This is a genomic window from Ensifer sp. Root127 (genome assembly GCF_001425225.1).
GTDB classification, from domain to species: Bacteria; Pseudomonadota; Alphaproteobacteria; order Rhizobiales; family Rhizobiaceae; genus Ensifer; species Ensifer canadensis.
Window position 1 is genome coordinate 676334 of sequence record NZ_LMDX01000001.1, and the last position, 14339, is coordinate 690672.

Below are 14339 nucleotides of genomic sequence, written 5' to 3' on the forward strand. Positions count from 1 at the left end.
TACGCGTTTCCTGGTGGAAAATCGCATCGCACTTTTCCTGGAAATAGCCTCAATGATGTTTGCCGGGCCGCCGTGTCGTGCAGGCGGCGGCGACCGTCAGGCGGCCGCCACTTTCACCTTGCCCATGGCGAGACTTGAGATCGGTGCTGGTCTGCCGAGCAGGTAACCCTGCGCTTCGTCACAGCCTTCCGCCTGCAGGATATCGAGCTGCGTCTGCGTCTCGACGCCTTCGGCGAGAACAGGAACCGAGAGGCTCTGCCCGAGTGCGAGGATGGCGCGCACGATCGCCTTTGCCTGCGGACTTGCTTCCACCTCCCACATGAAGCTCTTGTCGAGCTTGATCTTGTCGAACGGGAAGGACCGCAGCGTCTCGAGCGACGAATAGCCGGTGCCGAAGTCGTCGATCGCGATGGTGACCCCAAGCTCCTTGATCTGGCGAAGGGTCAGGAGCGCGCGCTCCTTGTCGTCGATGATCGTCGATTCCGTGATTTCGAGTTCCAGCCGCTTCGGGTCGAGCCCGGTCTCGGAAATCACGTCCTCGACCAGGCTGACGATGTCACCATTGGCAAGCTGCACCGGCGAAAGATTGACGGCGATCTTGTGGGTGCTCTGCCAGCCCGCGGCTTCGCGGCAGGCCTCGCGCAGAACCCATTCGCCGATCGGCAGGATCGCGCCGCATTCTTCCGCCAGCGGAATGAACTCGTTCGGAGGCACCATACCGCGCTCGGGATGGTGCCAGCGCAGAAGCACCTCATAACCGATGACGTCACCTGACATCACCGACTTCTGGACCTGGTAGTGCAACGCCAACTGATTCTTCTCGATCGCATCCCACAGATCGTTGGCAAGGCTGCGGCGCTGGCGTGCAGCCTCATCCATCGACACTTCGTAGAAGCAGACGCTCTGGTTCAGCGCGGCCTTGGCGCGGTACATCGCAAGGTCGGCATTGTTGATCAGCGTGTCGGCCGTCTCGGCGTCCTGCGGATAGATCGCGACACCCATGCTGCCACCGGACTTCAACTCGAAGTCGCCGAAGCGCATTTCTTCATGCAGGCTTTTCTCGATGCGGCGGAGGAAGTCGTTGAGTTCGGACAATTCCTCGAAGCGCTTGACGGCCGCGAACTCGTCGCCGCCGAAGCGGGCCACGAACTCGCCCTCCTGCAACAGCGACTTCATCCGCTGGGCAATCGTCACCAACACGAAATCGCCGGCAGCATGGCCATGCAGGTCGTTGACTTCCTTGAACTTATTGAGGTCGAGACCGATCACCGCGACCTTGCGCGAGAACCAGGCGGCCGCATCGAGTTCCTCCTCTAGATAGCTGCTGAACTGCAGCCGGTTCGGGAGGCCCGTCAGGCTGTCATGGCGAGCGAGGAACGAAATCTGCTCCTCGCTGTCCAGGCGCTCGGTGATGTCCTCGTAGGTGCTGACCCAGCCGCCATCCGCGAGGGTGCGGTGCTTGGTCAGGATCGAGCGACCGTTCGGCAGCTTTTCGACGATGTCGCCACCGCCCTTGCCGACCATGTCGACGCGGTGCCTCTGATAGAGTTCTTCCGATTTCGCCCGGGCGATGACCGGATCGGAATAGGTTCGGGCAAAAACCTCGTCGAGGATCTGGCGGAACGTCAGGCCCTTTCCGGCCAGCGTCTCCGAGAAGCCGAAGATCTCGCGGCAGCGCCGGTTGGATAGCAGCAGGCGGTCGCCGCTGTCGAAGAGGCAGATGCCCTGCGACATGTTCTCAAGCGCAATGTCGAGATTCTTGCTCACTTCGGCGATGCGGTCGGCGTCGACCTTTTCCTTGGTGATGTCCTTGACGATCTTGATGAAGCCCGCATGCGTGCCATCCTCATGCAGGAACGGGTCGATCACGACATGCGCCCAGAAGCGCGTGCCATCCCTGCGATAGCGCCAGCCTACACACTCGAACTTGCCGTTGGCATAGGCTTCGTCGAGCGCCTGTTGCGGTACGCCTGCCCGCTGATCCTCGGGAGAATAGAAGCATCCGAAACTCTTGCCGACGATTTCGTCGGCAGTATAGCCCTTGTTGGCTTCGGCTCCGGCATTCCAGCTCGCGACGCGGCCTTTTGCGTCGAGCATGTAGATGGCGTAGTCCTTGACGCTTTTCACGAAGCGGGCGAATTCGCGCTCGGAGGCGGCGGCGGAAAGCTCGGCATGGTGCGCAAAGCCTGCGGCAAGCAAGACCATGGTTAGCAGGAAGAAAGCGGTTCCGGCGATGACGAAAGCAAGAAAATGCGGCTGTATCATCCCCTCGGGCGACGGCAGCAGCAAATCGGCTTCGATCGTCACCGCACCCATCGCCGTGAAGTGCAAGGCGACGATACCGAGCGTCATGAACAGCGTCGCCAGAATTTTGGCTTTCAACGGCCGATCGATGTGTGTGATGGCCCGCAAGGCGCCGATATCGAACAGGGAGCCGGCAAAGACGGAGGCGACGACGAGCGTCCAGTCCCAGCGGATGGTACCTGGAACATCGAGCGCCGCCATGCCGAGGAAGTGCATGCAGGCGACGCCGAAACCGAGGACGATGCCGCCGGCGATCCAGGCGACAGGTCCCTGCGCATAGGTCGCAATCAGCAGTGCCATCGTCGTCAGAACGACCGCGACGGCAAGCGACAGGGCCGTCAGATCGATCTGATAGCCGAGCACGACGCCTGGGTCGTAGGCAAGCATGGCGATGAAGTGGGTCGCCCAGATGCCGAAGCCACTGGCGATGCCGGCAGCCACGGCCCATATCGCCCGCGCCTTGCCTGCGGATGCGCGTCCTCGCTGAAGCAAGGTCACGGCACCGTAGCTCGACAGGAAGCAGATGAGGGCGGCGAGCACGACCAGCTTTGGGTCATGCTCGACCACGAGGCATGTAAGAACCTTGAACATCGCCAAACGCCTAAATGAAATTTCTGGTCCGGAAATGGAACGCCCACTTCCGGTTCATCGCTTCTGTTGGCGTCGTGCCGTTTAAGGAATTGTGAAAAGTCAGGTCGCAACGTCCGTTTCGAAACAGGACGTTGCTTTCGTCCTTAACGAAGGCTGAAATGCCAACGCCTTGTAGTTAAAGATTTCGAAGCGGCCCAATGACGCTGTGACGGTCACACCGCTAAAGCGCATCGGGGTCTCTACTGCATGTTTCCTTAAATCGTCTTCGATATAAGGATAAAAACATGCAGCAATTCAAAGTGCTACAGCGACCTTTGCGCGTCTAATAAGACGCGCGGCGCTGTAGAATTCGCTTGGTGCGCTTCAAGCCCCTGTTTTCGCCTGTCGATGTCGCAAATCCGCTACGCACTTTTGCGCGACAGGCTCTAAGCCTGGGCCAGAAGCGCCTTCAGATCCGATTGCGGATCGGCAATGACGGCCCTGTCCGGTTGAATACCCGTCTCCAGCAGCTTCTTGCCGGTGACATAGGCCTTGGCGTCGTTGATCGCGTCGACGGCCAGAAGCTTGCCCTCGCGGAAATACCAGACCGAAACGCTGCCCTCGCGCTGGCCGGGGCGAACGATGGTTTCGTCGTGGCCGAGGCCAAAGCCGGCGATCTGCAACTTCACATCGTACTGGTCCGACCAGAACCAGGGCTTGGGCGCATAAGGCTCGACACCGCCGGCAATGACGGCGGCAACAGCCTCGGCCTGATCCACGGCGTTCTGAACCGATTCGAGGCGGATGCGCATGTTGCCCCAGGGCTGAACGGCGCAATCGCCCATCGCGAAAATCGCCGGGTCGGAGGTGCGGCCGTGGCTGTCGACGACGATGCCGCCGGCGGTTTCAAGACCGGCGTCGTGCGCCAGGTGGTCGTTGGCGGTCACGCCGATACCGACGATGACGAGGTCGACCGGAAGCACCGACCCGTCGGAAAGCTCGACGCCGGTAACGCGGCCATTCTCGCCAACCAGCCGGTTGAGCCCTGTTCCCTCGCGAATATCGACACCGCGCGATCGATGGATTTCTCGAACGATGCCTGACGTCGCCGCGGAGGCGACGCGTTGCAGGATGCGGTCGGCCATCTCGATGACCGTCACCTCAAGCCCGAGCGTTCGTGCAACGGCCGCGGCCTCAAGGCCGATATAGCCGCCGCCGACGACGAGCGCCCGCCTGCCCGGCTTCATCTCTTCAGCCAGCAGATCGGCATCCCTGAAGTCGCGGACGGTGAAAACGCCGTCGAGATCGCCGCCGACCGAGGCTGGCAACCGACGGGGGGTGGCGCCGGTTGCAAACGCGAGCGTCTCATAGTCGAGCGACGTGCCGTCGCTCAGCATCACGCGGCTGGCATCTCGGTCGAGATCCGTCACCGTGGTCGACAGCCTGATGTCGACATCATGCTCGCCGTACCAGGCTTCCGCCCGATAAAGCAGTCGATCAAGGCTCATCTCGCGAAGCAGGTATTTCTTGGAAAGTGGCGGACGCTGATAGGGCAGGCTTGCCTCGGACGCGACGATGGTGATCGGTCTTTCGTCCTTCAACGCCCGCAGTTTGGCGACCAACGCAAAGGCGGCCTGACCGCCACCGATAACAACAAGCTTTCCGGACACGCTCTCACCCGTCATTTATTCGTTTGTACAACAAGGCGTAGCCTTTCCGCCCGAGCCTCGTCAACTCGAACGACGGCCACGCCGGCCGATCGTCAGCCCTTGGCCGGGATCTCCATGCCCTTTTGCGCTGCCGGACGCGCCAGTCCTCGGTCGACCCAGGCCATCACATTCGGGAAGCTCTTGTAGTCGAGCACATCGGCGCCGCCATAGAATTTGCGCGCACCTTCGACCCAGGGATAGGTGGCGATGTCGGCGATCGTATACTCATCGCCCATCAGCCATTACCGCCCCTGGAGCCGCCCCTCCAGCACGCCCAGCAGCCGTTTCGATTCGTCGCGGTAGCGCTCCACCGGATAGATGTTGTTGGCGACCTTGTCGGCAGCGAATTTGAAGAAGTGACCGAACTGGCCGAGCATCGGGCCGACGCCGCCCATCTGGAACATCACCCAGCAGATCGCTTCATAACGCGCGGCCGCATCCGAAGGCAGAAGTTTCCCTGTCTTTTCCGCGAGATAGAGAAGGATCGCCCCAGACTCGAACAACCCGATCGCCTTGCCGCCAGGGCCGTGCGGATCGATGATCGCCGGAATGCGGCCATTGGGGTTGAGCGACAGGAATTCCGCCGATTTCTGGTCGTTGGTGTCGAACGAGATCCGGTGCGCCTCGTAGGGCAATCCCAGTTCTTCGAGCACAATGGAGATCTTCACGCCGTTCGGCGTCGGCAAGGAATAGAGCTGGGACGATGTCCGGGTTCTTCGCAGGCCAGCGCTTGGTGATCGGAAAGGCGGAAAGGTCGGCCATGGAATGCTCCTCGAAACGAATGGCGCGAACGGCACCCGCCGCTTGCGCCGCGCAGATACCAACCTGCGCTGCGCCCGGCAGAGCGCCTGAGCGGCGGTTCTTAAGTTTCAAAGCGCGTCGCGCACCGCCGAGAGAATGCGACCGACGATCGGGTCGCCGTCATGCGCCGGCTTGCGTGCACGCACCAGGCAGGCCTCCGACCGCAGTATGACGCCGTCGGCAAGGGTCTTCAGGTGGTTGGCATGCAGGGTCGAACCGGTCGAGGTGATGTCGACGATGATGTCGGCAGAGCCGGAGGCCGGCGCACCCTCGGTCGCTCCGAGGCTTTCGACGATGTGGTAGAGCTGGATGCCGTGGCTGCCGGAAAAGTGGTTCTGCGTCAGCCGCCAGTATTTGGTGGCAATCGCCAGCCGCCGCCCGTGGCGGGCGCGGAAGTCGGCGGCGACGTCGCCGAGGTCGGCCATGGTGTCGACGTCGTACCAGATCTCCGGAACGGCGACGACGACATCGGCATGGCCGAAGCCGAGGCGGGCGCAGAACTCGACGCGAGCGTCGGCATTGGCAAGCCCCTCGCGCACAAGGTCTTCTCCGGTGACGCCGAAATCGATCGAGCCGTTGCCGAGCTCGCGCGAAATCTCCGAGGCCGACAGGAAGGCGATCTCGACATCGTCCCAGCCTTCGACACGGCCGCGATAGGAGCGGTCATTGCCGACGGCGACGATCTTCATGCCGGCGCGCTCGAAGATCGCCGAGGCGTCGTCCTTCATCCGCCCCTTGGACGGCAATGCGATGGTGATGGTCATGCGGCACCTCCGCTGGCGGCGATCGCCGCTTCGATCCGGTCGAGCCAGAGCGAGAAGCCGACGGCGGGAATATGTTCGCGCGCGCCAAGCAGGGTTAGGAGCCGGTCGAAGCGCCCGCCACCGGCAAGCACCGCCGGTGTCCCCTCGACTTCGACTTCGAAGACGAGGCCGGTATAATAGTCGAGCGGGCGGCCGAAGGCGGCACGATAGCGAATGACATCGACATCGGCGCCGATGCCGGCAAGCGCCGCCACGCGCGCGTCAAAACGCGCCAGCGCTCCATCGAGCGTCAATCCGGTCTTCTCGGCAAAGCGGAAGAGTGCGGCAGGCGCTTCGGCAAGCGGCATGTCGAGCGCCAGGAATTCACGCACGAGATCCAGCGTTTCCGGATCGAGCCGGGTATTCGCCAGTTCCATCTTTTCCTTCAGGCGGCGGGCGATGTCCTGCGGCGAGCGGCTGGCATTGGTGGAGTAGCCCGTCGCCTCCATGGTTTCGCCGATATGGGCGACAAGCCGCACCTCGTCATCGAGCATGCCGGCGATCGCCAGCCGCTCGACCTCGGGGCCAAAGACGCCGGCAGCCTTTGGATCGGCAAGCTCGGCAAGCAGCTTCTGCAGGTGCTTCTGGTCGCCGAAGGCATGGATCAGCCGCTTCTGCCAGCCGCCCGGCAGGCCACAGGCACCGACGACCGCTTCGAAGACCGACTGGTCGCCGAGCGTGACCGCCAGGCGCCGGCCAGGAAGACGATTGGCAACCACCCGCATGGCATTGCCGACCGCACGCGCGTCGGAGGCGGCGATATCGGTATCACCGAGATCTTCGATGCCGGCCTGATAGAATTCGTTGCCGCCTTCGCGGCGCTGACGAAACACTTCGCCGAGATAGGCATAACGCTTGGGCGTGCCGGTTGCCGTTTCGATGTGGCGAAGGCAGACGGGGATGGTGAATTCCGGCCGCAGACAGAGGCTCTCTCCGGTCTCACTCTCGGTCATGAAGATGCGGCGGCGAAGATCCTCGCCAGCCATGGCGAGAAACGGCTCCGCCGGTTGGATCACCGGTGTGTCGACCCGAAGCGTGCCGAGACTTTCGAACTCGGCAAGCAGATCTGCGGAGAAGGCGGGAAGGTTGATCAGAGGCATCGCCGTCAGCCTGCCCTTGCCCGGTCCTCGGCCTGTGCCGCGAGCATTTCACGCACCTTTTCGACAAGGTCGCCTGCGGGCACGGAGACCTGCGCCACCCGCGCCTCGCGCCATGCCGCATTGTCCTCTATTTCGCCCGACAAGCGCTTGCCCTCGATCAGATCCTTGATCTGCACCAGACCGGCGGCGCGCTCGTCGCCGCCCTGAATGATCGCGAGCGGCGCACCGCGACGGTCGGCGTATTTCAGCTGGTCGCCGAAGTTCTTCTTGTTGCCCTGGTACATCTCGGCGCGAATGCCGGCATGGCGGAGCTGCTGCACGAAGCGCTGGTAGTGGCCCATGCTGTCGATGTCACGGTCCATAACGCAGACGACGACCGGTGCCACGACGTCCGACGTGCCGAGCTTGCCAAGGTTCTTGAGCGCGGTCATCAGGCGCGAAACACCGATCGAGAAACCGGTGGCCGGCACCGGCTGGCCCATGAAGCGCGAGACGAGACCATCGTAACGTCCGCCGCCGCCGACCGAACCGAAGACGACCTTTTCGCCCTTCTCATTGGTGACGGCAAACTGCAACTCGGCCTCGAAAACCGGGCCGGTGTAATATTCGAGACCGCGAACGACCGAAGGGTCGATCTTGATGCGATCGGCCTCGTAGCCCGCGCTCACGACCAGGCTGCGGATGGCGTTGAGTTCCTCGACGCCCTCGCCGCCCTTGGCTGTGCCGGCAACGAGCGCTGCGAGTTCGGCGGCACTTTCGGCGTAGTCCTGGATGCCAACGAAGAACAGGACCTTGTCGATCTGCTCGCCGTTCAGACCGGCGCCCTTGGTGAAGTCGCCGCTCTCGTCCTTGCGGCCTTCGCCGAGCAGCAGGCGCACGCCTTCGGGACCGAACTTGTCGAGCTTGTCGATGGCGCGCAGCACCGTCAGGCGGGCATTCGCCTTGTCGTCGCCGCCGAGGCCAATCGCCTCCATGACGCCATCAAGAACCTTGCGGTTGTTGACCCGGATCACGTAGTCGCCGCGCTTGATGCCGAGCGCTTCCATCGTGTCGGCCATCATCATGCACATTTCGGCATCCGCCTGGACGCCGGCGGCACCGACCGTATCGGCATCGAACTGCATGAACTGGCGGAAGCGACCCGGGCCCGGCTTTTCGTTGCGGAAAACGTAGCCGGCGCGATAGGTGCGGAAGGGAAGCTGGATCTCGTTGAAGTTCTCGGCGACGTGACGGGCAAGCGGCGCCGTCAGGTCGTAGCGCAGCGACATCCACTGGTCGTCGTCATCCGTCAGCGAAAACACGCCCTCGTTCGGGCGGTCGCTGTCGGGCAGGAATTTTCCAAGCGCATCGGTGTATTCGAACAGCGGCGTTTCGACCGGATCGAAACCATAACGCTCATAGACTTCGCGGATCTTGACGATCATGTCGTCGGTGGCGCGAATATCGGCGGCCGAACGGTCGACAAAGCCACGCGGAAGGCGTGCCTTGAGCTTCTGCGGTTTCTTTTGTTTCTCGGTCATGGGGAGCATTCCGGACTGTCAGCGGGTTTCGAGCTTTCCCTATCGGATAGAGGCATGGGCGGCAAGGGTTAGCACGGCGCAAAGCGGCTCCAGGCGTGCGCGAAGGCAACGATCGGACCGGCAGCGTGCCGATCACGTCTTCTCTTTGCCACGGGCCATCCTAAGTAAAGGGCATGCGTTTTGCCGCCGTCATACTCCTGTTCGTTGCAGCCCTGTTCTCAGGCGCGCCTTCGGCGATGCTGCAGGCCCAGGACCTGGCGGCCGGTGCCGCACAAACCGCCGCCCATGACTCGTCGCAAAAGCAAGCCGTTCACGCTGGCCATGCGATCTCCTGCGAAGATATCCGGGCATGCAAGGACCACTCGAAAAAACAGGCGCATCCTTCGTCCTGTTCGGCCTGCATCGCGATCGAGCCAATTGCCTTGATGTTCGATCCGGCGACCACGACATCGTCGCGTCTGGCGGCAGCGACATATCCCGCATTGCACGCGATCACGATCGGGCCGCGCTCGCCACCACCCAAGTCGTTCCTGCTTGTGTGACCGTCATCGTGGCTCACCTTCGGGTGTATCGGCTGCGCTGACGAAACGAAATTCCATATGACAGGCCGCAACAACCGGCCGACATTTCGGCGATTGCACGGCGCTGCCTCAGTCGCGCGAGATGATAATGAGATGAAGAAGGAAACCATCATGTCTTTGAAAACGATCATAGCAGCCTCAGTCCTGATCGCGTCACTTTATGCTCCCGCTATGGCCCAGGACCACGGCAGCAGCATGCATCACGGATCGGCTGAGGCGGCGGCGCCGGCCGGCGACACCTCCGCCTCCAGCAAGGCTTTCGCCGAGGTCAACGCCCGCATGCACAAGGGCATGGACATCGCCTTTACCGGCAACGCCGATGTCGACTTCGTGCGGGGCATGATCGCCCATCATCAGGGCGCGATCGGCATGGCCAGGGTCGAACTCGAATACGGCAAGGACGAACAACTGCGCAAACTGGCGGAAGACATCATCAAGGCCCAGGAGGGCGAGATCCAGATGATGAAGGATTGGCTTGCCAAGAACGGTGGCTGAAGCCGTTCCTGGAAAGATGCAAATTCAGGGTTGCGGGCGCGTCAGCGCCCGCCGCATGTCCTCGACCGTCGCGCGGCAATGGCAGCCTTCGATGTGGTCGTTGACAAGCCCCATGGCCTGCATGAAGGCATAGATCGTCGTCGGGCCGACGAAGGTCCAGCCGCGCTTTTTCAGATCCTTGGAGATCAGCGTCGAGGTCGGAGTCGTCGGATTGGCGGCGATCGCTTCATAGCTGACAAATGCCGGCCGCTCGTCCGGGCCGGGTTCGTGCGACCAGAAATAGGCAGCAAGCGAACCAAACTCGGCTTTAAGCTCCTGGGCGCGCTTGGCGTTGTTGATGGTCGAGACGATTTTGCCGCGATGGCGCACGATGCCGGTATTGCCAAGGCAGCGCTCGATGTCAGCATCGCCGAAGGCGGCAACCGCATCGACGTCGAAGCCGGCGAAGGCGGCGCGAAAGGCCTCGCGCTTGCGCAGGATCGTCAGCCAGGAGAGGCCGGATTGAAACCCCTCCAGACAGATCTTCTCGAAGAGGCGCCGGTCATCGGTAACCGGCCGCCCCCATTCCTCGTCGTGATACCGTCTGTAGTCATCGAGATTGCTCTGCCAGGCGCAACGCCCAAGGCCGTCTTCGCCAATCATTATGCCCTTGGTCGTCATTACCAGCCCCGTTTCATCGTGCTCTTCCGCATTTACCATTCACAAACCAGATTCCTAAAGCGACGGATAACCCTACCCAAAGCTTTATCGGCGCTTCCTCCCTTTCGCGGGCTGCCGTTTACCATTCCGTGGCGCCGCGATGACACGATCGCCCCATTGCCAAGGCGCATGCCGTCCGTCCTGGAGACCCGTTCTCCGGCTGGCCGCGCCCCATTTTGATACGTTTCGGCGAAAGGTAGCGAGTCCGTCCGATGTTGAAAAAATCCCTTGTTGTAGCCGCATCCATCCTCACCCTCGTCGCCGGCCAGGCGCAGGCCCAGGACCGGTACCAGAACCGGCCGCCGGTGATCGTCAGCCCAGACCTGACCGCCCCGTGGGTGATGCAGCTCGGCGGCCAGCCGCAACAGGCGCGCCGGGTCATCTACCGCCAGCAGATACCGACCACCACCCGAAAACAGTATTATCAGGGCCTGACCGTGAAGCCGCAGGCAAAACGCCGCGTCGGCGCCCCGCTGGTACAACCGGTCAACGCCACCCGCGCCCAGCGTCCCGTCAAGTCTAAGTTCGACCCGCAGTATCTGCCGCAGACAGTTGCCTACGACGGCAAGGAAAAGGCAGGCACGATCGTCATCGATACCAACAATCGTTTCCTCTACCTTGTCGCCGGTAATGGTCAGGCACGGCGCTACGGTGTCGGCGTCGGCAAGCCGGGGTTCGAATGGGCCGGCGCTCATAAGGTCACCCGCAAGGCGGAATGGCCGAGCTGGACGCCGCCGACGGAAATGATCTCGCGCGAAGCCGCCAAGGGGCACTACCTGCCGGCCCGCATGGACGGCGGCCCGGAAAATCCGCTTGGCGCACGCGCCATGTATCTCGGCTCGACGCTTTACCGCATCCACGGCACCAATGCGCCCTGGACGATCGGTTACGCGGTCTCCTCAGGCTGCATCCGCATGCGCAACGAGGACGTCGTCGATCTCTATGAACGGGTGAATGTCGGCACCAAGGTTATCGTCATATAATTGGCGCCGGACATAGAATATTTCCCTCTCCCCATACGTTTTGCTGTTGCCTGGTCGTGATCTTCAGGCAACAGACGGGCTTAAAGATACAAAATCCGTGACCATGTTCGGTCTATCGGATGTATCCCGGGCTTGAACTTCGGGCCAATTTGCATAGCCTTGATGTAACGAGGGCTTAGAGGGAATCGTATATGAAACGTCATGCCAGCAAATTGGTCGCGATCGCCATCGCGACCAGCGCTATTCTTGCCGCCGCCAATGCCCAGGCTTTCACGCCCGCGCCGACATCCGGAACCACTCCCAAGAGCAGTGATATCGTCCTTGTCGCGACGCAGAAAAAGCCGCCGAAGCAATTCTGGCGCACCAAGGTTCGCTTCAGCACCGACGAAGCCCCCGGCACGATCATTGTCGATACCAACAACAAGTTTCTCTACTACATCGACGGTCCGAACCGCGCGACCCGATACGGTATCGGCGTCGGTCGTGAAGGCTTCGGCTGGTCAGGCGTGGTGAAGGTGGGCCGCAAGGCTGAATGGCCGACCTGGACGCCGCCGGAAGAAATGCGCCGCCGCGAAGCCGCCAAGGGCCGCATCCTGCCGATCACGCAGGAAGGCGGCATCGACAACCCGCTCGGCGCGCGTGCCATGTATCTCTATAAGGGCGGCCGCGACACGATCTTCCGCATCCACGGCACCAACCAGCCGTGGACGATCGGCCAGAATATGTCTTCGGGCTGCATCCGCATGATGAATAACGACATCGAGCACCTCTACGACCGGGCCGACGTCGGCACCAAGGTGATCGTCATCGGACCCGGCAGCAAGACCGGCGATACCTACTTCAACGATCGCGGCGTCGATATCTTCCGCCAGATCTTTGGCGGCTGATACGCTCGCCAGAAATAGCCCAGAAAAACCAATGCCGGCGCCATCGCGCCGGCATTTTTCGTTTCACAATCCAGCCGGTTTCGCGCCGCCATAGGCCCAGTCGAGCAGTTCGACCGTGTGGACGATCGGGATCGCCGTGCCGGTCGCGATCTGGGTGATGCAGCCGATATTGCCGGTGGCGATCACGTCGGGCTTCGTCGCCGCGAGGTTCTTGACCTTGCGGTCCTTGAGCTTCTGCGAGATCTCCGGCTGCAGGATGTTGTAGGTGCCGGCCGAGCCGCAACAGAGATGGCCTTCTGCGGGATCGCGCACGACGAACCCCGCCTGTTTTAACAGTTGCTTCGGCGCCATGGTGATCTTCTGGCCGTGCTGCATGGAGCAGGCGGAATGATAGGTCACGGTCATGCCGCGCGGATCCTGCACTGGAAGATCCAGAGTCGACAGGTATTCGGTGATGTCCTTCGCCATGGCCGAGACCCTTGCTGCCTTTTCCGCATAGGCGGGGTCGAGGCGCAGCATGTGGCCATAATCCTTGATCGTCGTGCCGCAGCCGGATGCGGTGATGATGATCGCATCGAGACTACCTTCGTCTGCCACGCTCAGCCAGGCATCGACATTGCGCCGGGCCGCGTCGAGCGCCTGGCCCTCCCGCCCCATGTGATGCACCAGCGCGCCGCAACAGCCCTCGCCTGCCGAGACGACCACCTCTATGCCGAGACGGGTAAGGAGGCGGATGGTTGCCTCGTTGATCTCCGGCTTCAGTACCGGTTGCGCGCAACCGTTCAGCAGCGCAACGCGGCCGACGCGCTTGCCGCTGGCGGCATGGGTGCCCGTGATCGCGGTCGCCGAGGGCTCCGGCACCGCCTTCGGCGCCAGATCGAGCATCACTCCGAAGGTCTTGAGCGCCGCCACCTTTTTCAGAACCCTGGCAAAGGGCCTTCCGAAAGCGGCCGCCTTCAAGGCAAGGCGAAAACGCGAGGGATAGGGCAGGACTTGCGCCAGCACGGCGCGGGCCAGCCTATCCTTCAATGGCCGCTTGTAGGTCTTCTCTATATGAACACGGGCATGATCAACGAGATGCATGTAGTCGACGCCTGACGGACACGTGGTGGTGCAGGCGAGACAGGACAGACAGCGGTCGATATGCGTCACGGTTTCGGTGTCGGCCGGCCGACTGTTCTCCAGCATATCCTTGATGAGATAGATGCGGCCACGCGGGCTATCGAGCTCGTCGCCAAGCGTCACATAGGTGGGACAGGTGGCGGTGCAAAAACCGCAATGCACGCATTTGCGCAGGATGGCCTCGGATTCGGCCACATGCGGATCGGCAAGCTGCGCGGGCGTAAAGTTCGTTTGCAAGCGGCTACTCCAGTATCGGGGCTCTGCCCCTCACGCGCGTTGCGATCTCTGATCGCTTACCGCATTTCAAGCTCTTGTTTTCCCATGTCGCTGTCGCAAAACCGCTACACACTTTTGCGCCACACGGTTTAGATCATCCAGCTTTCCGGATTGCTGATCGGCTCCTCGCGAGCGGCGCGTTGCAGGCCGACGACACAGCGCACGACGATCCAGACCGCGGTGGCGATAAACCCTAAAAACCCGATCAGCAACACCATCAGCAGCGCCGAGATGAGACCGAACAACAGCGCAATCCAGAAGGTGCGGATCGCCCAAGTATAGTGTGTCTGGACCCAGGGCGCACCCTTGCCGCGGTTGAGATAAGCAAGCACGACGCCGATGACAGACGTGATCCCCACGGCGAAAGCGACGAGATAGAGCACATAAATGACCTGGACGTTGACCTTCCCGGGCTCCAGCCAGCGATCGGTCTCTCTGGGAGGCGGAGCCTGCGGACCATTGTCACTCATCGATACCTCCCTCTCTCGT

At 62.0% G+C, this 14339-nt stretch carries 12 protein-coding genes and 1 pseudogene; 4 read left to right on the forward strand and 9 right to left on the reverse strand.

Translation table 11 applies throughout. The features are described 5' to 3' along the window. Window positions 1-96: 96 nt before the first annotated feature. The 6 genes and pseudogenes from ASD03_RS03200 to hisS all read right to left on the reverse strand — a co-directional run bounded on the left by ASD03_RS03200 (window position 97) and on the right by hisS (window position 8807). A complete protein-coding gene (locus ASD03_RS03200; RefSeq protein ID WP_025426055.1) occupies window positions 97-2895 on the reverse strand; it encodes an EAL domain-containing protein in 2799 nt (932 codons plus the stop codon). A 425-nt stretch (window positions 2896-3320) separates the two neighbouring features. Beyond that, window positions 3321-4559 (reverse strand): FAD-dependent oxidoreductase, encoded by a 1239-nt coding sequence (locus tag ASD03_RS03205; protein WP_057212475.1) that lies wholly within the window; start codon window positions 4557-4559, stop codon window positions 3321-3323. Between the two features lie 77 nt (window positions 4560-4636). Next, a pseudogene (locus tag ASD03_RS03210) lies at window positions 4637-5345 on the reverse strand (glutathione binding-like protein). 107 nt (window positions 5346-5452) lie between these two features. Further along, complete coding sequence (hisG, locus tag ASD03_RS03215) at window positions 5453-6148, reverse strand: ATP phosphoribosyltransferase (protein ID WP_025426053.1); 696 nt, start codon at window positions 6146-6148, stop codon at window positions 5453-5455. Next, window positions 6145-7287 carry an ATP phosphoribosyltransferase regulatory subunit gene (locus ASD03_RS03220; RefSeq protein WP_025426052.1) on the reverse strand — a complete coding sequence of 381 codons (1143 nt, stop codon included), beginning with the start codon at window positions 7285-7287 and terminating at the stop codon, window positions 6145-6147. Before ASD03_RS03220 ends, hisG begins: the two co-directional genes overlap by 4 nt. 5 nt (window positions 7288-7292) lie before the next feature. Then, the gene (gene hisS, locus ASD03_RS03225) at window positions 7293-8807 is read right to left on the reverse strand and encodes a histidine--tRNA ligase (protein ID WP_057212477.1); all 1515 of its coding nucleotides are present in this window, start codon (window positions 8805-8807) and stop codon (window positions 7293-7295) included. Window positions 8808-8980: 173 nt separating this feature from the next. Between hisS and ASD03_RS03230 the strand changes: the two genes are divergently transcribed. Together ASD03_RS03230 and ASD03_RS03235 are read left to right on the forward strand one after the other, a co-directional pair. Then, a complete protein-coding gene (locus ASD03_RS03230; protein ID WP_025426050.1) occupies window positions 8981-9349 on the forward strand; it encodes a hypothetical protein in 369 nt (122 codons plus the stop codon). 150 nt (window positions 9350-9499) lie between these two features. Then, on the forward strand, window positions 9500-9883 hold the full coding sequence (locus ASD03_RS03235; protein ID WP_025426049.1) for a DUF305 domain-containing protein: 384 nt from the start codon (window positions 9500-9502) through the stop codon (window positions 9881-9883). A gap of 24 nt (window positions 9884-9907) precedes the next feature. Here the strand turns inward: ASD03_RS03235 and ASD03_RS03240 are convergent, their stop codons facing one another. Then, window positions 9908-10543 (reverse strand): DNA-3-methyladenine glycosylase I, encoded by a 636-nt coding sequence (locus ASD03_RS03240; RefSeq protein WP_025426048.1) that lies wholly within the window; start codon window positions 10541-10543, stop codon window positions 9908-9910. A gap of 251 nt (window positions 10544-10794) precedes the next feature. Here ASD03_RS03240 and ASD03_RS03245 point away from each other — a divergent pair, with 251 nt between their 5' ends. After that, complete coding sequence (locus ASD03_RS03245) at window positions 10795-11565, forward strand: L,D-transpeptidase (RefSeq protein ID WP_025426047.1); 771 nt, start codon at window positions 10795-10797, stop codon at window positions 11563-11565. A 191-nt stretch (window positions 11566-11756) separates the two neighbouring features. Then, window positions 11757-12452, forward strand: a complete 696-nt coding sequence (locus ASD03_RS03250) for a L,D-transpeptidase (protein ID WP_025426046.1) — start codon at window positions 11757-11759, stop codon at window positions 12450-12452. Window positions 12453-12515: 63 nt separating this feature from the next. On the opposite strand, the gene glcF is transcribed toward ASD03_RS03250, so the two are convergent. After that, a complete protein-coding gene (gene glcF, locus ASD03_RS03255) occupies window positions 12516-13811 on the reverse strand; it encodes a glycolate oxidase subunit GlcF (protein ID WP_025426045.1) in 1296 nt (431 codons plus the stop codon). 128 nt (window positions 13812-13939) lie between these two features. Further along, window positions 13940-14320, reverse strand: coding sequence for a DUF4870 domain-containing protein (locus ASD03_RS03260; protein WP_025426044.1), 381 nt, complete (start codon window positions 14318-14320; stop codon window positions 13940-13942). Window positions 14321-14339 lie beyond the last annotated feature (19 nt).

Bases quoted from the DNA above. Each gene is read 5' to 3' on its own strand.
- ASD03_RS03220 (WP_025426052.1), bottom strand. From the start codon at position 7,287: ATGCCTCTGATCAACCTTCCCGCCTTCTCCGCAGATCTGCTTGCCGAG.
- ASD03_RS03230 (WP_025426050.1), top strand. From the start codon at position 8,981: ATGCGTTTTGCCGCCGTCATACTCCTGTTCGTTGCAGCCCTGTTCTCA.
- ASD03_RS03240 (WP_025426048.1), bottom strand. From the start codon at position 10,543: ATGACGACCAAGGGCATAATGATTGGCGAAGACGGCCTTGGGCGTTGC.
- hisG (WP_025426053.1), bottom strand. From the start codon at position 6,148: ATGACCATCACCATCGCATTGCCGTCCAAGGGGCGGATGAAGGACGAC.
- ASD03_RS03260 (WP_025426044.1), bottom strand. From the start codon at position 14,320: ATGAGTGACAATGGTCCGCAGGCTCCGCCTCCCAGAGAGACCGATCGC.
- ASD03_RS03235 (WP_025426049.1), top strand. From the start codon at position 9,500: ATGTCTTTGAAAACGATCATAGCAGCCTCAGTCCTGATCGCGTCACTT.
- ASD03_RS03250 (WP_025426046.1), top strand. From the start codon at position 11,757: ATGAAACGTCATGCCAGCAAATTGGTCGCGATCGCCATCGCGACCAGC.
- ASD03_RS03200 (WP_025426055.1), bottom strand. From the start codon at position 2,895: ATGTTCAAGGTTCTTACATGCCTCGTGGTCGAGCATGACCCAAAGCTG.
- ASD03_RS03205 (WP_057212475.1), bottom strand. From the start codon at position 4,559: ATGACGGGTGAGAGCGTGTCCGGAAAGCTTGTTGTTATCGGTGGCGGT.
- ASD03_RS03245 (WP_025426047.1), top strand. From the start codon at position 10,795: ATGTTGAAAAAATCCCTTGTTGTAGCCGCATCCATCCTCACCCTCGTC.
- hisS (WP_057212477.1), bottom strand. From the start codon at position 8,807: ATGACCGAGAAACAAAAGAAACCGCAGAAGCTCAAGGCACGCCTTCCG.